Below are 20,266 nucleotides of genomic sequence, written 5' to 3'. Positions count from 1 at the left end.
CATGAGCATCGCCCCCGAAACCCGCGACGCCCGGCACGCCGAGCCCTCGCCCCGTAGGAAGGCACCCGGCCTCGAACTGTGGCTGACCGAGCGGGTCGCCTTCCACCTGCGCAAGCCGGCCGAGGACATCGACCCGGACACCCCTCTCGCCGACTACGGCATCGACTCCGTCGCGGCGATCAGCATCTGCGGGGAGATCGAGGAGGAGTACCGGATCGCGGTGTCCCCCACCATCGCGTACGACTTCCCGACCGTCCACGCGATCGCCACCCATGTCACCGAACTCCTGGCCGACCGGGCGACCGACGGCGGGGCCCGGTCATGAGCGTGCGCGAGCCGATCGCGGTCGTCGGTCTCGACTGCCGTTTCCCCGGCGCCCGCGACGCCCAGGAGTACTGGGCACTCCTCATGGACGGCCGGGACGGCACGGGCCGGGTGCCCGAGCAGCGCTGGGACGCCGAGCGCTATCACGCCGTTCCCCCGTCCGCTCCGGACAGCGCCCACGAGGCCCGGCCGCCCGGCCGCAGCAACACCGTGCGCGGCGGCTTCATCCACGACCCCGACGCCTTCGATCCCGCCTTCTTCGGAATCGCACCGCGCGAGGCCGCCGCGATGGACCCGCAGCAGCGGCTGCTGTTGCAGTGCTCGTGGCGGGCCATCGAGGACGCCGCCATCGCACCCCAGGACCTGGCCGGCACGGCGACCGGCGTGTTCGTCGGGGTGATGGCCAACGAGTGGGCGTATCTGGCGCTCAAGGACTACGACCGGATCACCGCCCGCTACGGCTCCGGCAACGGCTACTTCATGGGCGCGAACCGGGTCTCCTACCACCTCGACCTCAAGGGACCCAGTCTGGCCGTGGACACGGCCTGCTCCTCCTCGCTCGTCGCCGTCCACCTCGCCATGAACTCGCTGCGCTGGGGAGAGAGCGACCACGCCCTCGTGGCCGGCACCAACCTGATCATGACGCCGGTCATCAACATCTTCTACACCCAGGCCGGCCTCTCGGCGCCCGACGGCCGGTGCAAGCCGTTCAGCGCCCAGGCGGACGGGATCGGGCGGGCCGAAGGTGTGGCGGTGCTGGTGCTGCGTCGGCTGAGCGACGCCCTGGCGGACCGTCAGCCGGTGTACGCGGTACTGAAGGAGACCGGGAGCAACCAGGACGGCCGTAGCAACGGCATCACTGCGCCCAACCGCTGGGCGCAGGAGCAGCTGATCGAGTCCGTGTGGCAGCGGGCCGGGATCACCGCCGACGACATCGGGTTCGTCGAGGCGCACGGCACCGGCACCCTGCTCGGCGACTTCATCGAGGCGCAGGCGCTCGGCCGGCTCACCAGTGGCCGCAGCGGCGGCAGCGTCGCGCTGGGCTCGGTCAAGAGCAACTTCGGGCACGCCGAGGGCGCGGCGGGCATCGCCGGGCTCATCAAGGCCGTCCTCGCACTGCACCACCGCACGGTGCCACCGAGCAGGTTCGCCCACGACGAGAACCCGCGGCTGAACCTGCCCGGCCAGCGGCTGTCCCTGCTGAAGTCACCGCTCAGACTGCCCTCCGGCACGGTGCACGCCGCGGTGAGCAGCTTCGGCATGGGCGGCAGCAACGCCCACGCGGTGCTGGCCTCCGCGCCCCGGGTCGTCCACCGGACCCGCCCCGGGGCACCGGGTGTGTTCACCGTCTCCGCCCGCAGCGAGGAGCGGCTGCGCGCCAATCTGCTGGCCCAGGCGGACGCCCTGTCCCGCCGTCCCGGCGACCAGCTGGCGCAGCTGTGCTGGACCAGCAACCGGGTCAAGTCCCGGCTGCCGCAACGGGTGGCCGTCGCCGCCGCCGACCTGCCCTCGCTGGTGGCGGGACTGCGCAAGGCCGCCGAACACGGCGAGGGGACAGAGGCCAGGCGCCGTGCGGCCCCCTCGGTCGCGTTCGCCTTCACCGGGCAGGGCGCGCAGCACCCCGGGATGGCCGCCTCCTGGTACCGCTCGTGCCCCGCCTACGCACAGCACCTCGACGAGGTGGACAAGCTGCTCGCCCCACACACCGGACGGTCCGTGCGCGACCTGCTCCTCGACGGCGGCCCGGAGATCCACAGCCCGCGCCTGGCCCAGCCGGCGCTGTTCGCGGTCGGGTACGCGATGGCCGCCACCCTGGCCGAGGCCGGGATCGTGCCGTCGTACGTCATCGGGCACAGCATCGGCGAGTTCGCCGCCGCCTGTGTGGCCGGAGCGCTCGACCCGGCGGAGGCCGCGCGGCTGGTCGCCCGGCGCGGGGAGCTGATGGAGACGCTGCCCGAGGACGGCGGGATGCTCGCGGTGGCCCTGGACGCCGCGGAGGTCGAGCCGCTGCTGGCGGGGCGGCAGCGGCTCGGCCTGGCCGCCGTCAACGGCCCCCGCCGCACGGTGGTCGCGGGAGACCGGGGTGAACTCGCCGCGCTCACCACGGAGTTGACCGAACGCAAGGTGGCCGCCCGGCCCCTCGCGGTCTCCCACGCCTTCCACTCGCCGCTGATGCTGCCCGTCGTCGAGGAGTTCCACCGCGCCTGCGCGGACGTCGCCGACCCGCGCCCGAACCTTGCGTTCTTCTCCACCGTGTACGGCCGGGAGCTGACCGGCGAAGAGACCCTGGACGCCGACTACTGGGCACGCCAGATCACCGCGCCGGTGCGGTTCGCCGAGGCCGCCCGCGCACTGCTCGCCACCGACGTCACCCACGTGGTGGAGATCGGCCCGGCCGCGGTGCTCACTGCGCTGCTGGCCCGGCTGCGGTCGGCCGACGGCTCCACGGCGAGCCTGCACGCCGCGCATCCGGGCGAGCACGCCCCCGGCCACCGGCCCCAGCAGCTGTTCGGCGAGCTGTGGTGCGCGGGCCTCACGCCCGACTGGGACGTGCTGTACACCGAGTCGGACCGGCTGCCCCGTCGGCTGCCGCCCTATCTGTTCGACGAGTCGTTCCGCGCCTGGCGCTCCGGCTCCGCCCCGGTCCATCCGGAACCGTCTGCGCCCCCCACCGGCGCGGACGCCGCGGTACCGCCCCTCACGGGCCGCGGGGAATCGTGTCCGCCGACCCCGGCGGAGGACCTGCCGGACTCCCTCGCCGCACTGGCCCGCCGTCTGGTGTGCCGGGTCGGCGGACACGACCCGGACCTGGTGCACGACGACACCCGGCTCCACGAGGACCTGGGCTTCGACTCGATCCAGGCCATGGAGCTGAAGACCCGGATCGAGAGCGAGCTGCCACAGCTCGGCACGCTCCCGGTCGAGGAACTGCTGGAGAGCATGCGCACCGTCGGCGACCTCGTCCGCTATCTGCGCGGCCGCGACCTCGCCGACGCCGCCGTGACATTGACCCCGGAAGGAACCGGCTGATGACAGCTCCCACCGCACACCTGGCCTCGGTCGGCACCTGCCTGCCCGGGGAACCCGTCGACAACGCGACCCTCGCCAAACTCGTCGGCGTCGACGAGACCTGGGCCGAGATGTTCATCGGCAACACCAGTCGGTACTTCGCCGTCGACCTGGCGACCGGCCAGGTGCGGCACAGCCTGGCCGACATCGCGGCGACCGCCGCAGACCGGGCGCTGGCGCAGGCCGGCCTCGATCCGCGCGACATCGACTGCATCGTCATGGGCACCGCCACCCCGGACCATCTGATGCCCGCCACCGTGAACCTGGTCGCGGACCGGCTCGGCATCGACAACGTCCCCACCTATCAGCTCCAGTCCGGCTGCGCCGGCGCCGTACAGGCCCTCGACGTGGCCCGCACCCTGCTGCTGGCCCGGCGCTGCGCCACCGTGCTCGTGATCGGCGGCGATGTGTGCGCCAAGCACCTGGAGCGGGACTTCGACCCCGGTACCCGCACTTCCGCCGAGCTCATCAACTACGCCCTCTTCGGCGACGGCGCCGGCGCGGCCGTGCTCAGCGCCGAACCGCTGGGCCCGGGTATCGCCATCCGTCAGGTGCTCAACCGGCTGGTGGGCCTGGGCCGGGAACCCGGCCAGATCATCGACTGGTTCGGACTCGGCGACCGGCACAGCGACCGTCCGGCGATCTCGGAGGACTACAAGGCGATCGAGGAGACCGTGCCGCTGCTGGCCCAGCAGATGTTCTGGGAACTCCTCGGCGACCTGGGATGGGGCGCCGACCAGGTGGACTTCCTGTTGCCCCCGCAGCTCTCCGGCCGGATGAGCGACCGAATCTCGGCGGCCATGCCCGCCCCGGGCGCCCGCCGGATCAACGTGGTGCGCACCGTCGGCAACAACGGCAACGCCCTGCCGTTCCTGCAGCTCGCCGAGCTCCTGGAGCAGTGGGACGGGCCCGGGCGCGCCGTCGCGGTGGCCGTCGAGTCCAGCAAGTGGATCAAGTCCGGTATCGCGCTGGAGCGCTCATGACCCAGGCCCAGGAACGGATCCCGAGCCCGGCCGCCACGGCAACCTGGCACGACCAGGCGGCCCTGGCCACCCTGCGCGGCCTGTACCGCGCCGGAAAGCTGGCCGCGGAGTACGGCTCGGTGCGGGCGCTGCTGGCCCGTATGCCCCGGGCCGATCTCCCGGCCGCGGGCCAGTTGCTGGCCCGGCTCGACCTGGAGGAGGTGCGCCGCCACGTCCCCGACGCGCCGGTGGTCTCGGTGGCCGTGACGGGCGAGTCCACGGTGGCACCGGTGGTGGGACCGCTCACCGCCGAACTGGCCCGCCATGGGCTGCTGTTGGACGCGAAGGTCTCCCCGTACGGGTCGTATCTGCAGGACCTGATGCGGCCGGCCGACCCGGCACAGGACGCAGACCTGATGCTGTGCCTGCTCGACGCGCACACGGTCCTCGGCGACCTCACCGTGCCCTGGCGGGCCGAGGACGTCGAGGACGCGGCGCGGGCCAGACTCGCCCTGGTCTCCGCCGCCGTACACGCCCATCAGCAGGCCGGTCGCGGCCTGCTCGTGCTCAACACGGTCCCGTTGCACCGCCACTTGACCCACCAGCTGGTCGATCTGCGCTGCCGCGCCCGGCTCGGCGCGGTGTGGCGGGAGTTCAACTGCGGTCTGCTGTCCCTCGCCGCCGAACACCCGGGCGTGGTGGTCGTGGACCTCGATCCGCTGATCGGCGAGGGCGTGCCCGCGGGTGAACCGCGCGCCGCCCAGTACGCCCGGGCCCGGCTGTCCGAAGCGCTGCTCGCCGCCTACGCCCGCGAGGCCGCGCACATCGTCCGCGCCCGGCTGGGCCGCACCCGCAAGGTCCTGGTGCTGGATCTGGACGGGACGCTGTGGGGCGGGGTGCTCGGCGAGGACGGGCCCGGCGGCATCGAGCTCGGTGCGGGACTGCGCGGCGAGGCCTTCGCGGAGTTTCAGCGGGTGATCCGGCAGCTCGGCTCCCAGGGGGTACTGCTCGCGGTCAGCAGCAAGAACGACGCGGACGCCGTGAGCCAGGCGCTGCGGACGCATCCGGCGATGGTGCTGCGCGAGGACGACTTCGTCCACGTCAACGCCAACTGGAAGGCCAAGCATGACAATCTCCGGGACATCGCCGAGCGGCTCGGACTCGGCCTGGACAGCTTTGTCTTCGTTGACGACAGTCTCTTCGAATGCGGGCTGGTCGGTGAGCAGCTGCCCGAGGTCGCCGTGGTCCGCGTCGACGACGAACCCGCCCTGCACCCTTCCGCGCTGCTGGCCGACGGCTGGTTCGATCTGTTCGAACTCACCGAGGCCGACCTGGAACGGGCCGACCGCTACCGCACCGAGGCACGGCGGCAGGAGTTCCGCGAGGACGTCGCCTCCTACCGGGACTATCTCGACGGCCTCGGGCTGGAAGTCACCCTCCGCCCGCCGGACGAGCCGGAACTCGCCCGGGTCTCTCAACTCACCCTGCGCACCAACCAGTTCCATCTGGCCACCGAGCGACTCGACGCCCCGCAGGTGGCCGACCGGATGCAGCAGCCGGGAAGTCACGTGATCGCGGTGCACGCGCGGGACCGTTTCGGCGACCACGGCCTGGTCGGCGTGCTGTTCCTGCGCCGCGACGGGGAGGTGCTGCGCATCGACAACTTCGCCCTGAGCTGCCGTGTGTTCGCCCGGGGCATCGAGAGCGCCTGTGTGGCCGCGGTGCTGGAATTCGCCCGCGACACCGCGGCTGGGGCGGTGGCCGGCCGCTATCTGCCGTCGCCGCGCAACGCCGCCTTCGCCGCGTTCTACGCCGACCAGGGCTTCACCCCCATCGGCACCGACCCGGACGATCCCGACGCCGTCTTCTTCCGGCACGACCTGCGCGACATCGCCCCCGCCCCCGCTCATCTGCGGCTGCGTGCCGCGTTCGGGCCCGACGACGGAGACCGCACATGACCACCGCCCTCGCCGACACGGCGGAATTCCGCACGCTCCTGGAGGAGGAACTCGGCCTGTACCTGGAGGAGGAGGACCTGGACCGGCCCTTGGACGACTTTCCCGACTGGGACTCGGTGTTGCTGCTGCGTCTGGTGACCGTGGTGGAGGGCGTCGTCGGCGGGCGGATCCCGGTGGCCGATCTGCTGCAGGCGAGGACGTTCCGGCAGATGCACCAGGTGGTGACGGGCCGATGACCGCTCCCGCGCCCCAGGAACCCGAAGCCTGTCTGCACTTCCGCGCGCTGTTCCTCGACACCCAACTGGACGTGGTCTGGTCTCCCGACCTCGGCAGGCGGATGCGGGCGGGTCTCGCCCGGCTCGTCACCGGTCACGGCGGCGGACCGACGCCCCACGCCGTGCCCGATGCCCCGACACGCACCCCGGAAGAGAAAGGAGTGCCACGATGATCCCCGCGACGGAGCTGCGCAGGTTCGCCCTCCCGCACGCGTACGCCCAGAGCATCCCCGGCGATGTCATCCACCGCGTCATGCAAAGCCTCGACGAGGACGAGGGCGCCTGGACCCACGCCTGGTCGTCCCTCGCGATGGCGGCCGAGTTCCGTGGCCGCGATCTGGACGCGGTCCGCTACTACGCGATGGCCCGCTTCCCGTACGTCGACGGCCCGAACCGGCTCGCGGCCCAGCAGGCCTGTGTGGCGTCCTTCGACCGATGGCGCAAACGGGTTCGCGGCATCTCCCGGCTCGATCTGCCCTTCGAGGACACGGGCTTCGCCTGCTGGGCCACGGGCCTGTCCATCCGGAACAGGCTGCCGCTGATCCTCGTCATCGGCGGCATCGCCGGCATCAAGGAGCAGTGGGCCCCGGTGCTCGCCGAGTCCGACCGGCTCGGCGCGGCCGTCGTGGTCACCGAGCTGCCGGGCGTCGGCGAGAACTCCCTCACCTACGGAACGGACAGTGTGCGCATGCTGACGTACCTCCTCGATCTGCTCGGCCGCGCCGCCGACACCTCCCGCACGTGCGTCGTCGGGCTCGGCTTCGGCGGGCATCTGGCCCTGCGTCATGTGCTGGAGGACGATCGCGTCCGGGGCCTTGCCACCGTCGGGGCGCCGGTGCGGGACTTCTTCGTCCGGGCCGCGGACCACACACCGCTGCCGCGTCTGGTTGACCTCACCCTGTCCCACGTGATGCGCACGCCGGTGGACCGGCTCCCGGCCGCCCTGGCCGACTGGGGCGTGGACGAGGAGCGGCTGACCGGGCTGCGCGTCCCGGTCGCCTGCGTGGCCGGCCGCGACGACGAAATCGTGCCCTACTCCGATGCCCAGCTGCTCGAACGGACCGTGCCGCGGCTGCGGTTGGTCGAGAACGACACGCTGGGCGGCCGGCCCGAACAGGCCGCGGAGACCCGGCTGTGGCTGCTGTCGCAGGCGCTGCGGATGGTGGGCACGGCGGGGGCGGTGCGCCGGGCCGCCTCGGCACGCGCCCGCGTCCTGCGCGCCCGCCGCCGCCTGAACCGTACGTCGGCCGGAGCCCCCGCATGACCACCGCCGCCGTGTCCTGCCTCAGCCGGGCGCCCCGTACCGACGCCCGGCTGCGGCTGTTCTGCTTCCACCACGCGGGCGGCGGGGCCTCGTTCTTCAGCTCGTGGGCCGCCCGCGTCCCGTCCGGCGTGGATGTCCTGCCGGTGCAGCTGCCCGGGCGCGAGGCCCGCTACCGGGAACGCCGCTTCCAGGACGCCGGGGAGCTCGTCGAGGTTCTCGGGCGGGATCTCGCCCCCTGCCTCGATGAGCGCCCCTGGGCCGCGTACGGCCACAGCATGGGTGCCCTGGTGGCCGTCGCCCTGGCCGCGGCCCGGCTGCGCGAGGGGGGCCGCGGCCCCGAGGCGCTGTTCCTCGGCGCGTACGCGGCCCCGCATCTGACGCCGACACTGCCGCCGCCCGACCGGTACGAGGACCGGGAACTGGCCCGTCTGCTGGTCGACTTCGGCGGTATGGACCCGCAGTTCCTGGAGCGGGAGGACTGGCTGCGGGTGCTGTTGCCCATCGTCCGGGACGACCTGCGCATCTGCGCGAGCCATGCCCGGGCGGGGCTGCCGGACCCGGACGACGAACGGGCCCGGCTGCCCCTGGCCGTCGAGGCCTTCGCAGGCGTCGACGACCCGCTGGTGGACCCGGCGAGGGTGCGCGCGTGGGAGCGGTACGTACGCGACTTCCGTATGTCCCTCGTCCCCGGCGGCCACTTCTTTCCGCGCGAGGAACCGGGCCCCTTCTTCGCCCGGCTCAACCGCTCCCTGGCCCGGCTGCTCGGGGAGCCGGAACCGGTCGGACCACCCTCGGCACCCGGCTGATCCGGCGCCGGCTGTCGTCGGCGTTCTTCTCGTACAGCGCGAGCTGTTCCTGGATGCCCGGCATGACCCACGACGGCCGGGCCGAGGAGTCGGCGAAGCCGAGCCCCGTGGTGTCGGGCCGTATCCCGGTCAGGGTGAGCGCGAAGGGCGCCAGGTAGTCGATGGCGCCGTCCGGGGCGAGCCGGAACGGGCGGTCGTGGCCCGGATAGATCACGTCGGACACGTCGAGGATCCGCCTGATGCTGTGCTCGGCCTGGTCGGCGTCCCAGAAGACGAGGGGGTTGCGCCCGGTCGTGGCGACGTACGCGAAGTGCAGGGCGTCGCCGGTGATCGTGGCGCGCCCCGCCTCGGTGTCCACGACCAGGCCGATGCTGCCCGGCGAGTGTCCGGGCAGGGCGAGGACGGCGACGCCGGGGATGAGTTCCTCGCCGTCCAGCACCTCGCGGACGGGGAGCTGTTCGAGCAGCAGTCCCGTCCAGGCGGGCGTGGCCCAGTCGTTGGCGTGCGGGGTGTGGGCGTACCGGCGCTCGTCGGGGTGGAGGACCAGGGTCGCGCTGGGGAACAGGTCGATGTTCTGTACGTGGTCCCAGTGGGCGTGGGTGAGGACGACGGTGTCGATGTCGTCGGCGGACAGGCCGTGCTCGGCGAGCGCGGTCCACAGGAAGGGGCGGCGGCCGACGTGGGCGGCGTCGACGAGGATGTTCCGGGGCCGTCCTGCGGCATCCGGGCCACGGACCAGGAACACTCCGCAGAAGGCGGGGTAGCCCTGATCGGTGTCGAGGGCGAAGCCGGGCAGGAGGATGTCGATCGTCGGCATGGAACTCCCTTGGTCGTCAGTGGTCCGGGGTGTGATGTACGGCCGTACGCAGGGCGTCGAGGCTCTCGGGGTTGACGAGGGTGGACAGGTCGCTGGGCTTCTCGCCGGTGACCACGTCGCGGATCAGGCGCCGCATCACCTTGCCGTTGCGGGTCCTGGGCAGCTGGGGCACGGCGATCACCCGGCTGGGCCGGAACGCGGAGCCGAGCGCGTCGGCGACCCGCCCGCGGATCCGCTCGCACTCCGGTGCGCCGAGCGGCCCGTCGGCCGCCGGGACCGCGAAGCACCACAGCGCCTCGCCCTTGACGGGGTGCGGTATGCCGACCGCGGCCGCCTCTCCGACGGCCGGGTCGCCGAGGACCGCCTCCTCCACCTCGGTGGGGCCGAGGCGTTTGCCGGCCACCTTGATGACGTCGTCAAGCCGGCCGTGGACGAACCACTCCTCGCCGGTACGGGAGACGAGGTCCCCGTGCGACCAACGGCCCGCCCTGCGGCCGAAGTAGGCCTGGGCGAACCGTTGGCGTGACCGCCACAGCCCCAGGGTCATGCCCGGCCACGACTGCCGGACGACCAGCTCTCCGACCTGCCCTTCGGGCACCTCGGCGCCCGAGGCGTCCTCGACGGCCGCGTCGATGCCCAGGCACGGGCCCGCGAAGGCGCAGGGCGACTGGGGCAGGGTGGGCGCGGAGGCGAGCAGGGAGCCGCCGACCTCGGTGCCGCCGCAGATGTTGATCACCGGGCAGCGTTTGCCGCCGAACTCGGCGAAGTACCAGTGCCAGGCCTCCTCGGTCCACGGTTCGCCGGTGGAGCCGAGGATCCGCAGCCGGGCGGGTGCCCCCGGGTGCGGCAGGTGACGGCCCATCAGCATGCGGGACAGGCTGGGCGAGCTGCCGAACACGGTGACCTCGTGGTCGTCGAGCAGCCGCCACAGGCGGGCGGGGTCCGGATGGTCGATCGCGCCCTCGTACGCCAGGACGCAGGCACCGGCGAGGGTGGCGCCGACGGCGATGAGCGGGAACATGATCCAGCCGGGGTCGGTCACCCAGAAGACGACGTCGTCCGGCCGCAGGTCGAGGTTGTACCGCGTCTCGCTGCCCACTTGCGCCGGGAAGCCGCCGTGGGTGTGGACGGCGCCCTTGGGCCTGCCAGTTGTGCCGGAGGTGTGCAGCAGGAGGAAGGGGGTGTCGGCAGCGAGTGAGACGGTTCCGGCGGGCTCGGCGGCGGCCGGATCGGGCCAGGTCGTGCCCTCCGGGACGACGACGAGATGCCGTACGCACGAGACCTGCTCCAGTGCCTTGCGGGCGGCGCTCTCCATGTCGTACCGGCGTCCGTGCCGGACGGAGGCGGTCGCGGTCACCAGGACCCGGGCCTCGGCATCGGCGAGCCGGAGCGCGATCGCCTCGGCTCCGAAACCGGAGAACAGCGGTACCAGGACGGCGCCGATCCGCGCGCACGCGAAGAGCAGGACGAAGGCCTCGGGCCCCGGGGGCAGATACGCGGCCACCCGGTCCCCGACCGTGACTCCGAGCTCGCGCAGACCGCCCGCCACCCGGGCGCTGTCCGTGGCCACTTCGCCGTAGGTGAGCACTCCGCGTGTCCCGTCCTCCCGCTCCCAGCGCAGTGCGGGGGCGCCACCGCGCCCCTGCCGTATCTGGCGGTCGAGGCAGGAGTCCACGAGGTTGGTGCGCCCGCCCGGGAACCAGCGGGTGAACGCGATGCCTCCGGTGTCGTCGCGGACGCGCCTGGGGGGCTCGTGCCAGACGATGCCGATGTCCGGCACGGCCCGCTCCCAGAACCATTCGGGGTCGGCGACGGACCTGGCCTGCAGGGCTCGGTAGCCGCCGTCGACACCGTGCGCGCGGCAGAAGGCCGCGATGTTGCTGTGCTCGGTGTGCTCGCGGGCCGGGTACCAGGCGTAGGCGCTCATCGGCGGGCACCCGGGTTCTCGATCAGTGCGGCGATGCCCTGGCCGCCGCCGATGCACAGGGCGATCACGGCGAACCGGCCACCGGTGCGGCGCAGTTCGTGCGCGGCCTTGAGCAGCAGTACCGCTCCGGTGGCGCCGATGGGGTGGCCGAGGGCGATCGCGCCGCCGTTGGGGTTGACCCGGTCCGGGTCGAGCTTGAGTCCGTCCATGACGGCGAGGACCTGGGCGGCGAACGCCTCGTTGAGCTCGATCACGTCGATGTCGTCGAGGGTGAGGTCGCTCCGCTGCAGCAGGGCGCGGATCGCCTCGGTGGGGGCGACGCCCATGATCTCCGGTTCGAGGGCCGTGACCACCGTGTCGCGCAGCCGGCACAGCGGCGTGCTGCCGGGGGCGAGGTCGGCCGTGCGCATCAGCAGTACGGCGGCGGCGCCGTCGTTGATGCCGGCGGAGTTCCCGGCGGTGATGGTGCCGTTCTGCGCGAACACGGCAGGCAGGGCTGCCAGTTTCTCCGCCGTCGTGCCGGGCCGGGGGTGTTCGTCCCGCTCGACGATGCCGTCCGGGGTGTCGACGGGGACGATCTGGTCCAGGAACCGCCCCTCAAGGGCGGCGACTTCGGCCCGGTGCTGGCTCTCGGCGGCCCACCGGTCCTGGCGCTGCCGGGAGATGCCGTACCGGTCCGCCACCACTTCGCCCGTCATGCCCATCGGGTAGTGCCCGAAGGGGTCGGTGACCAGGGAGAGGGTGCCGTCGACGGTGGACGCTCCGGGCACTTCGTCGGGGGCGCGTTCGCTGTAGTCCAGCAGAGGCTGACGGGTCATCGACTCGTTGCCGCCGGCCACGACGAGGTCCGCCTCGCCGAGCGTGAGGCTCTGCGCGGCCGACCAGATGGCCTGGAGACCCGATCCGCACAGTCTGTTGACGTTGTACGCGGTGGTCCGCACGGGCAGCCCGGCGGCCAGGGCCGCACGCCGGGCGTTGAAGGCGTCGGGGCCGACCTGGCCGACACAGCCCAGGACGACCTCGTCGACGGCGGCGAGTTCGGTCCCGCCGCGGACGACCGTCTCCTGGATCACGAGAGCGCCGAGACGGTGGGCGGGGAGGAAGCGCAGTGCGCCCTGGTACCGGCCGATCGGGGTTCGGGCCCCCTCGACGACGGCGATGTCTACGGGCATCGGGGTCACTCCTTCGCTGAGGGCTCTGCGGTCGCGGCGGACGCGGTCGGCTTTGGGGCGGTGTGTCCGAGCAGGACCCGGGCGTCCCGGTCGGGTCTGATCAGGAGCACCGAGAGCGCGGCTCCGGTGATCAGCAGCCAGGCGGCCAGGTCGAAGGCCCGGCCGTAGCCGATGGCCTCGTTGGGCGCCGCGTCGATGATCCGCCCGGTGACATAGGGGGCGAGCAGGCTGGAGAGGGCGGCGAGCGCGTACGACAGTCCGAGGGCCGCGCTGCGTCGGCCCGGCGGGCAGATGTCCGCGATCGCCGCGTTGGTCAGCGGGGTCTGGCCGTTGCCCGCGGAGAACGCCACCACCAGCAGCGGCAGCATCAGAGCGGCGGGAGCGGCCCGGGTCATCAGGAGCAGGCACACCCCGGCGAGCAGCGGCAGCAGCGCGCCGAGCAGCCCCTGGGCGATGCGGGCACTTACCCCGCGCCGCAGCAGCCGGTGCGCGAGAGCCCCGGCGCTGAGCACCAGCACGGCCATCGACAGTGCGGGCAGGCCGACGATCGCGCTGATCTCCGCGTCGCTGAACCCGGCCTGCTCCTCCAGGTAGAGCGGCACCCAGGCGAACCCGAGCGCGAGGGTCCACATGACTGCGAAGGTGGAGAGGGTGGCGCCCAGCCAGGTACCGGTGGTGACGACGCGCCAGAAGGGCACCGCGTCGTTCACCGCTGACGGTTCGTCCCCGGGCCCCAGCCGGGCGGTGTACGGCCCACCCCCGCCGAGCCGCAGCCACAGCACCGTCCACAGTAAGCCCGCCGCTCCGAGCAGGCCGAACGCGGCCCGCCAGCCGAGGGTTTCACTGACCAGGATGACCAGCGGGGCGGCCAGGACGCTGCCGCCCGCGCCGCCCGCGACCACGACGGCCGAGGGCAGCGCGCGCCGCTTCTCCGGGTACCAGGTGAAGGCGGTGTAGTTGGCCAGCGGATAGCCCGGCCCCTCACCCGCGCCCAGCATCACCCGGGTCGCGACGAGCGCGCCGAATCCGGCGGCGGGGAGGAGGATCGGCAGTTGCGCCGCCGCCCAGACCAGGGCGAGCACGGCGAGCAGGGGCCGGGGGCGGATGCGGTCGCCGAGAAAGCCGACCGAGACGGCGGAGAGGCTGAACAGCAGATAGAAGCCGCTGGCGATGGTCCCGAACTCGGTGGCCGTCAGGTCGAGTTCGTCCTTGATGGGGCCCGCGGTCAGTCCGAGTACGGCCTTGTCGGCGGCGTTGATCACGATGAAGAGCGCCAGCACGGCCAGGACGGTGCGGGCCCGGCGCCGGGTACCGTCCGCCTCGGCCGGCCGGCTTTCGGCCTCCAGGGTCATATGCGGCCCAGCCGTTCGTCGAGCCAGTCGAAGACCCGCTGATGGAAGCGGAGCGCCGCGCCTTCCTGGCAGTGTTCGCCGGCCCCTTCGGCGGCGGTGAACACCATCAGGTCCTTCGCGCAGCGCAGCGCGTCGTGCACCCGCTGGGCCTCACCGCAGCAGATCACGTCGTTCTCGGCGTCGAGGACGAGCGTGGCGCAGGTGATGTGCTCGGCGACGTGGTCGAGGTTGTACGGGGCGCAGGCGCGCAGCGCCTCCGCCGGTGTCTTGGCGCCGAAGACCCACATGGCGTGCCGCAGGAACCAGCGCACCCGTGTGCTCTGGGCCATGGTGACGGCGAGGGCGGGGCCGGCCACGTCGTCCCGGCCGTCCGTCACCCACTCGCCGAGGAAGGGCGGAATGGCCCGCAGCGGGAGTTCGCAGAAGTCGTAGATGCCGTTGTGCAGGACGCAGGCGGCGATCCGGTCCTCGAAGGCGGCGGCCCGGGCGGCCAGCAGTCCGCCGAAGCTGGTGCCGAAGAGCACCAGCTTGTCAGGGTCCACATCCGGACGGGACAAGGCGTGGTCCACCACGGGCGCGACCACGTGTTCCCAGTCCGGGCGGAAGACCAGTCCCTGCTCCCGCCGGACGGACTGCTGGCCGGGTCCTTCGAAGGCGAGCACGTGGTAACCGCGGCGCAGCGCCCCGCCGCCCACCATGAAGTAGAGCTCTTCCAGGGTCGAGTCGTAGCCGCCGTGGTGGATGACGGTGGGCTGCGGGCTGCCCGTGCCGTCCGCGAGGAACAGATACCCCGGCAGGGTGGTGTCCTCGTAAGGGATCTCCAAGGGCAGCACGGGCGTGTCGAACAGCTCTGCCGCCCGGGCGAACGTCTGCCGCGAGTTGCCGGCGAGGCGGTCCGACTCGGCGTCGGACTCGCGGTCCTCGACGCGGAAGAAGTCCGCGGTCCGGTAGTAGTTCGAGGCCCGCAGATAGGCCTCGCGGGCGCTGACCCGGTGGCCGGCGCCCAGCGCCTCGTCACCGATGCGGTGCAGGCGTTCGGCGACTGCGGTCCACGCGCTGCACCAGGCTTCCTCGTCACTGTCGGGGATGTGCTGACAGGTAGCCAGGACCTCACCCAGATCCGCGCCCCCATGAGCGGCATGCCCGGCCGTGCGCAGCGCCTGGAAGGAGAACGCCGTGTCGTCGAAGAGGAACCTCATCGGGCCCCCTTTCCTCCTACGGAACGGAACAGGGCCGTTCCGTCACGGCGGGACCGTACTCCTGGCCCGGACGGAACGCAACCGTTCCGTCCGGTGTTAATCTCCCGCAGTGGAGTCGACCAGCCGGAGCGCGTTCGACCGCGGGCCCACGGGCTCGGCGGTACTGCGGGAGTCCGTGACCGAGACGATCAGACGGGCCGTGTTCGAGGAACTGGCCGAGACCGGGTACGCCCGGATGTCGATGGAGGCCGTCACCCGCCGGGCCCGCGTCGGCAAAGCGGCCCTCTACCGCCGCTGGCCCGCCAAGGAGGCGATGGTGGTCGAGCTGGTCTCCGAGGCCGCCGCCGCACACCTTCCCGAGACGGCCGGCTCCGGTTCACTCCACGACGACGTCGAACGCTTCGTCCGGGACACCATGGCCGACCTCCACCACCCGCTCGTCGGCCGGATCATCCCCGATCTGGTGGCCGAGTCGGCCCGCAACCCGTCCCTGCGCGACGCGCTCCACGAGGCGGTCCTCGCCCCCCGGCGCGCGGCGGTGGCGACGCTGGTGCGCCAGGCGGTGGACCGCGGCGAACTTCCCGCCGACATCGACATGGCTCTCGCCGTCGACCTCTTCGGCGCCCCGCTCTACTTCAGGATGCTCGCGGTGGGCGGCCCCACCGACGACGCCTACGTCACCCGCCTCACCCACGCCGTCCTCGCGGCGCTCGCGGCCAGCCGGTGACAGCAGGTCACCACTCGGCGATGAGCGGCGTGTCCGGTTCGTGCCGCCGCCAGGCCTCGGTGAGGCGGGCGAGGCGGGCCGGGGCGGCGATGCCGTGCACGGTCGCGATCCTGCCGTCGGCGATGTCGAACATCGCGGAACCGATGACCCGGTCACCGATCACGAAGAGAATGGCTGGCGCACCGTTGACGACCGCGTAGTGGATGGCGGGCGTGCCGCCGGCCAGTCGCCGCTTCGCGGCCGTGGGTTTGAGGCCGGCCCGTACGACGGCGGCGATGCGCTGCGGAGTGTCGAACCGCAGCAGCTTCTCGGCCGTGCCGCCGGCGCCGTCGGAGACGGCGATCGCGTCGTCCGTGAGCAGCGCCACCAGCCGCTCGGTGCGGCCCGAGGAGGCGGCGGCGAGGAACTCCTCGACGATCCTGCGGGCGGATGCCGCGTCGACCTCGCCGCCGCCGCGGCGCGCGGCGGTGATACGGCGCCGGGCCCGGTGCAGGTGCTGCTGGCTCGCGGACTCGGTGATGTCGAGGATCTCGGCGATCTCGGCGTGGCCGTAGGAGAACGCCTCGCGCAGGACGTAGACAGCTCGCTCGACGGGAGACAGGCGCTCCATGACGGTCAGCACGGCCAGGGAGACCGATTCGCGCTGCTCGAAGGTGTCGGCCGGGCCGAGCATCGGGTCGCCGTCGAGGAGGGGTTCGGGCAGCCAGGCGCCGGCGGTGCGTTCGCGGCGGACCTGCGCCGAGCGCAGGCGGTCCAGGCACAGGTTGGTGACGACCTTGGTCAGCCATGCCTCCGGCACCTTGATCAGCTGCCGGTCGGCGGCCTGCCAGTGCAGGAACGCGTCCTGCACGGCGTCCTCGGCGTCGGTGGCGGTGCCCAGCAGGCGGTAGGCCAGCGAGGCCAGCCGGTTACGGCTGGCCTCGAACCGGCTGGTGTCGAAGCGATCAGTTGCGGTGTCCACGCGGATCACCCTAGGCGGCAACGCGCTTCTCGGCGGAGGCGTTTGACGGGGTGGCGGCGTCCGACGGGGCGGCGGCCAGGCGGCGCTTGCGCTTGGGCAGGCCGAAGGTCGGGTGCGAGGTCGCCCACAGCGACCCCCTGAGGACGACCGCCTTGATCCGCAGCGCCTTCCGGCCGCCCATGTACTTCGGCTTCGCCCGCCCTTCGTGGTCGACCATCTGCAGGATCCCGTCCCGCTGCCCGAGGCTGATGTGGTTGCCCTCGTAGACCAGCTTGGTGTTCGCGATCTCGCGGCCGGTCAGGTGTCCCACGATCGCCTCGACGGCCTGCCGTCCGGTGTAGCCGGCCGAACCGCAGGACATCGGCAGCGGCCGACCGTTGTCACCGATGGCGTAGACGCTGTCACCGACGGCGTAGACGTTCGGGTGCGAGACCGACCGCATGGTGCGATCGACGATGATCCGACCGTTCTCGGTGACCTCAAGACCGCCGGCGGCGGCGAGGGGGCTGACCATGAACCCGGCGGTCCACACGGTCGCGTCGGCCGCCAGGGCGGTGCCGTCGGCGCACAGCACCCGCGCCGCTTCGACGGCTTCGACCTCGGTGTTCTCCAGGACAGTGATGCCCAGCCGGTCGCAGGCCCGGCGCAGGTGGTCGCGGGCACCGGCGGAGAGCCGGGTGCCCAGCTCGCCGCGGGCGATCAGCGCCACCGACAGGCCGGGCCGGGCCTCGGCGATCTCGGTGGCGGTCTCGATACCGGTCAGCCCGTCGCCGACGATCACCACGTTCGCGCTTTCACCCCGCCCGCCCAACTGGTCCAGGCGCTCGCGCAGGCGCCGCGCCGAGGGCCGGGCGGCGACGTCGAACGCGTGCTCGGCCACGCCGGGGACGCCGTGATCGTCGCCCTGGCTGCCGAGCGCGTAGAGCAGGGTGTCGTAGCCGAACTCGCCGCCGCCGTCGCCGTCGGCCACGGCGACGACCTGACGCTCGGGGTCGACGGCGGTGACACGGGCCAGCCGCAGCCGTATCCCCGTGCCCGCGAAGACGTCGACGAGCTTCGGAGCCTCGATCTCCCGGCCGGCCGCCAACTGGTGCAGCCGCATGCGCTGGACGAAGTCCGGCTCGGCATTGACCACGGTGATCTCGGTGTCCTGCGGAGACAGCCGACGGGCCAGGTTCCCGGCCACGTAGGCCCCGGCATAGCCGGCGCCGAGGACGACGATGCGGTGCTTCATGTCTTCGCTCCTGTCGGTTCGCTTGCTCTCGGTGACTTGAGCGGGACAGCGCCCCGATTGCTGACAGGAATGGGATGTGACGTGGGTCACAGACCGACAGGAGCACCGCGGGACGATACTCGCAGCGCCGACGTTGCTGCTCGTGCCCTCAGACGCTCCGCGCGGGCTCGGGGGTGGCCAATTGTTGCGGCGGCGTGGCGGCGGCAGCCGATGCGCGGCGGGACCGACCGAGGGGGAGGCGCCTGCACCATGTGCCCGCCCTCATCAGCAGGGCCGTCGGCAGGAACACCGCGTCGCACACGACCATGATGAGAGACAGGAAGGGGATGCCGAGGAGCACCGCAATCCCCAGATGCTCCGCGATCATCACCGCCAGCAGTACGTTCTTCACCTTGCGGCTGCCGAGAGTGAACGGAAAGGCCACCTGCGCCGCGACCGTCAGGTAGGTGAGGGCCAGGACGAGCACGGCGTTGGCCGCGACGGCGGCCGAGAGCCACGGCCACGGGGTGAAGTAATCGAGGTGCAGGGCGTAGTGGAGAGCGGAGCCCTCCTGCCAGCGCAGGCCCTGGATCTTGTACCAGCCGGCCGTGGAGTAGATCAGGCAGACCTGTACGGCGATCACCAGCATCGCGGCGTTGTGCACCATGGACGCGCAGTCGTCCAGCACCGAGCGCACCTCGTGCCGGGGCTGCCGCCGGTTCACCACGTACCAGACGCCGTGCACCGCCCACAGCAGCCACAGGACCAGGGGCCAGCCCGGCTGCGGGGGAAGACCGAAGGCCCAAAAGAGCAGGGCACCTGTCACCGACCACAGGACGATCCCGGTCGGGTCGGCGGGCGCCTCCGCGCTGCGGGCCCGGACGGCGCGGGCACGGCGCGCGTCCAGCGACCACACCTCGGCGCAGCGGGTGAACACGAGGTAGATCACCATGATGCGGATGATGTTGTCGCCGCCGTCGCCGACCAGGGTGTTGCGGTTCTCCAGCGACATCACCCCCACCATGAACAAGACGGTCATCGTCCTGGTCCGCCAGCCGATCATGACGGCGAGCGCCGCCATGATCGTCAGGGCGTAGACGAGCTCGAACCAGAGCCGGCCGCCCCACCAGCTCAGTACGGTGAAGGTCCCCTCCTGCTCGATCAGGGTGAGGGCCATGTCGTACGACAAGGGACTGCGGTCACCGAACAGCACGCGACGGTGCGGCCATTCGCGCAGGAGGAAGGCCGCGACGACGGCGGCGAGTCCGATCCGGAACACCGCGGCCTGGTAGGGGGCGCGCGTGGCGCAGAGGAACCGGGCGAGCCGTTGGAGGGGTACGGTGCTCAACTCACAGCTCCCTGTAGTCCTGGTCCGTCACCGGCCACCAGGGCAGCACCCGGTACTCGGTGGTGTCCGAAGCCTTCTCGTGATGCCACGAGGGCGGTGGCACGGCGGTGAAGCGACCCGCCACCTGGACGCCGACGATCCGCCGCCCCTGCCACTCGCGACCGATCCGCTGAAGGACGACGCGCTTGAGGTACGTGCGGGACAGCTCGCCGAGCGGGCCCCGCCGCGGCCGGTCCTTGAGGCTGTGGCTGTTGACGTAGCCGTCCCACGCCCGGCGGAGCATGTTCTGGTGGGCATGACTGGGCGCGAGATTGCCCCTGATCGTCTCGACGTCCTCGGCGGTGAGGTTGACCCACCCGGACAGGGCAGGAGTCCCGTTCTCGCCCGCGGTGCGCAGCCGGACGCCGACGGCCTCGTTGCGCTGTTGCGGATTGGGCGCGAACAGCCTCCAGTCCTGGCCGAACTCCGGCTGCACGTAGGCGTCGATCCGTTCCCGGTGCTTCGAGCTGACGGCATTCGTCGGAGCCAGACTCAGGAACACCATGGCCAGGTGCGTCAGCAGGGCACCCGCCAGCAGGACGGCGGTCAGAGCGAGTGCCGCGACCGACCACGGGGACCTCGGGGGGCGGCTTCCCTCGGGAGAAGCGGTGCTCGCGCCGGACTCCGGCGCGGACCGAGGTGGCGGGAACGCCGCGGTTGCGGTTGTTCCGCTCTCCGGGTGCTGGGGGAGGGCCTGTTCGCCCGAGCCCCTGGATGGTTCCATCGGGTTCCTTCAGCTCCGACGGCTCGTGTGGTGAGCGGTCGGAGCCCACCACACGAGCCATGTGTCTACTGCCTGTCTGTCGCTGTTCAGCGAAGCGTGAAGCCGTTGTCCGGTCGGGAGCCGACCTCA

The 20,266-nt window shown here is 72.3% G+C and carries 18 protein-coding genes; 9 read left to right on the top strand and 9 right to left on the bottom strand.

Annotation, left to right across the window (positions count from 1 at the left end; all coding sequences use genetic code 11):
- Nucleotide 1 precedes the first annotated feature (1 nt).
- Genes OHT76_RS37770 through OHT76_RS37735 form a run of 8 tightly spaced genes read left to right on the top strand, consistent with a single transcriptional unit; the run spans nucleotide 2 to nucleotide 8,658 of the window.
- The gene (locus OHT76_RS37770; protein ID WP_328875372.1) at nucleotides 2-325 is read left to right on the top strand and encodes an acyl carrier protein; all 324 of its coding nucleotides are present in this window, start codon (nucleotides 2-4) and stop codon (nucleotides 323-325) included.
- Nucleotides 322-3,354 carry a type I polyketide synthase gene (locus OHT76_RS37765; RefSeq protein ID WP_328875371.1) on the top strand — a complete coding sequence of 1,011 codons (3,033 nt, stop codon included), beginning with the start codon at nucleotides 322-324 and terminating at the stop codon, nucleotides 3,352-3,354. The genes OHT76_RS37770 and OHT76_RS37765 overlap by 4 nt, the downstream gene beginning before the upstream one ends.
- The gene (locus OHT76_RS37760; RefSeq protein WP_328875370.1) at nucleotides 3,354-4,376 is read left to right on the top strand and encodes a 3-oxoacyl-ACP synthase III family protein; all 1,023 of its coding nucleotides are present in this window, start codon (nucleotides 3,354-3,356) and stop codon (nucleotides 4,374-4,376) included. Before OHT76_RS37765 ends, OHT76_RS37760 begins: the two co-directional genes overlap by 1 nt.
- Nucleotides 4,373-6,313: an HAD-IIIC family phosphatase gene (locus OHT76_RS37755; protein WP_328875369.1), complete on the top strand. Its 1,941-nt coding sequence runs from the start codon at nucleotides 4,373-4,375 to the stop codon at nucleotides 6,311-6,313. The genes OHT76_RS37760 and OHT76_RS37755 overlap by 4 nt, the downstream gene beginning before the upstream one ends.
- Complete coding sequence (locus OHT76_RS37750) at nucleotides 6,310-6,549, top strand: phosphopantetheine-binding protein (protein ID WP_328875368.1); 240 nt, start codon at nucleotides 6,310-6,312, stop codon at nucleotides 6,547-6,549. The genes OHT76_RS37755 and OHT76_RS37750 overlap by 4 nt, the downstream gene beginning before the upstream one ends.
- Complete coding sequence (locus tag OHT76_RS37745) at nucleotides 6,546-6,761, top strand: hypothetical protein (protein ID WP_328875367.1); 216 nt, start codon at nucleotides 6,546-6,548, stop codon at nucleotides 6,759-6,761. The genes OHT76_RS37750 and OHT76_RS37745 overlap by 4 nt, the downstream gene beginning before the upstream one ends.
- On the top strand, nucleotides 6,758-7,852 hold the full coding sequence (locus tag OHT76_RS37740) for an alpha/beta fold hydrolase (RefSeq protein WP_328875366.1): 1,095 nt from the start codon (nucleotides 6,758-6,760) through the stop codon (nucleotides 7,850-7,852). The genes OHT76_RS37745 and OHT76_RS37740 overlap by 4 nt, the downstream gene beginning before the upstream one ends.
- Nucleotides 7,849-8,658: a thioesterase II family protein gene (locus tag OHT76_RS37735; RefSeq protein WP_328875365.1), complete on the top strand. Its 810-nt coding sequence runs from the start codon at nucleotides 7,849-7,851 to the stop codon at nucleotides 8,656-8,658. The genes OHT76_RS37740 and OHT76_RS37735 overlap by 4 nt, the downstream gene beginning before the upstream one ends.
- On the opposite strand, the gene OHT76_RS37730 is transcribed toward OHT76_RS37735, so the two are convergent.
- Genes OHT76_RS37730 through OHT76_RS37710 form a run of 5 tightly spaced genes read right to left on the bottom strand, consistent with a single transcriptional unit; the run spans nucleotide 8,591 to nucleotide 15,125 of the window.
- On the bottom strand, nucleotides 8,591-9,475 hold the full coding sequence (locus tag OHT76_RS37730; protein WP_328875364.1) for an MBL fold metallo-hydrolase: 885 nt from the start codon (nucleotides 9,473-9,475) through the stop codon (nucleotides 8,591-8,593). The genes OHT76_RS37735 and OHT76_RS37730 overlap by 68 nt on opposite strands.
- 16 nt (nucleotides 9,476-9,491) lie before the next feature.
- Nucleotides 9,492-11,402 carry an AMP-binding protein gene (locus tag OHT76_RS37725; RefSeq protein WP_328875363.1) on the bottom strand — a complete coding sequence of 637 codons (1,911 nt, stop codon included), beginning with the start codon at nucleotides 11,400-11,402 and terminating at the stop codon, nucleotides 9,492-9,494.
- Nucleotides 11,399-12,574, bottom strand: coding sequence for a thiolase family protein (locus tag OHT76_RS37720; protein ID WP_328875362.1), 1,176 nt, complete (start codon nucleotides 12,572-12,574; stop codon nucleotides 11,399-11,401). Before OHT76_RS37720 ends, OHT76_RS37725 begins: the two co-directional genes overlap by 4 nt.
- Nucleotides 12,575-12,579: 5 nt before the next feature.
- A complete protein-coding gene (locus tag OHT76_RS37715; protein WP_328875361.1) occupies nucleotides 12,580-13,926 on the bottom strand; it encodes an MFS transporter in 1,347 nt (448 codons plus the stop codon).
- The gene (locus OHT76_RS37710) at nucleotides 13,923-15,125 is read right to left on the bottom strand and encodes an alpha/beta hydrolase family protein (RefSeq protein ID WP_328875360.1); all 1,203 of its coding nucleotides are present in this window, start codon (nucleotides 15,123-15,125) and stop codon (nucleotides 13,923-13,925) included. The genes OHT76_RS37715 and OHT76_RS37710 overlap by 4 nt, the downstream gene beginning before the upstream one ends.
- Before the next feature lie 109 nt (nucleotides 15,126-15,234).
- Here OHT76_RS37710 and OHT76_RS37705 point away from each other — a divergent pair, with 109 nt between their 5' ends.
- Nucleotides 15,235-15,852, top strand: coding sequence for a TetR/AcrR family transcriptional regulator (locus tag OHT76_RS37705; protein WP_328875359.1), 618 nt, complete (start codon nucleotides 15,235-15,237; stop codon nucleotides 15,850-15,852).
- Nucleotides 15,853-15,859: 7 nt separating this feature from the next.
- Here the strand turns inward: OHT76_RS37705 and OHT76_RS37700 are convergent, their stop codons facing one another.
- The 4 genes from OHT76_RS37700 to OHT76_RS37685 all read right to left on the bottom strand — a co-directional run bounded on the left by OHT76_RS37700 (nucleotide 15,860) and on the right by OHT76_RS37685 (nucleotide 20,137).
- On the bottom strand, nucleotides 15,860-16,822 hold the full coding sequence (locus OHT76_RS37700) for a sigma-70 family RNA polymerase sigma factor (protein WP_328875358.1): 963 nt from the start codon (nucleotides 16,820-16,822) through the stop codon (nucleotides 15,860-15,862).
- 1 nt (nucleotide 16,823) lies between these two features.
- Nucleotides 16,824-18,047 (bottom strand): NAD(P)/FAD-dependent oxidoreductase, encoded by a 1,224-nt coding sequence (locus OHT76_RS37695; RefSeq protein ID WP_328875357.1) that lies wholly within the window; start codon nucleotides 18,045-18,047, stop codon nucleotides 16,824-16,826.
- Between the two features lie 148 nt (nucleotides 18,048-18,195).
- A complete protein-coding gene (locus tag OHT76_RS37690; RefSeq protein WP_328875356.1) occupies nucleotides 18,196-19,374 on the bottom strand; it encodes an HTTM domain-containing protein in 1,179 nt (392 codons plus the stop codon).
- Between the two features lies 1 nt (nucleotide 19,375).
- Nucleotides 19,376-20,137: a DUF5819 family protein gene (locus tag OHT76_RS37685; protein ID WP_328875355.1), complete on the bottom strand. Its 762-nt coding sequence runs from the start codon at nucleotides 20,135-20,137 to the stop codon at nucleotides 19,376-19,378.
- Nucleotides 20,138-20,266 lie beyond the last annotated feature (129 nt).

This window comes from Streptomyces sp. NBC_00287 (assembly GCF_036173105.1).
Lineage (GTDB): Bacteria > Actinomycetota > Actinomycetes > Streptomycetales > Streptomycetaceae > Streptomyces.
This window is presented reverse-complemented; position numbering and strand designations above follow the sequence as displayed.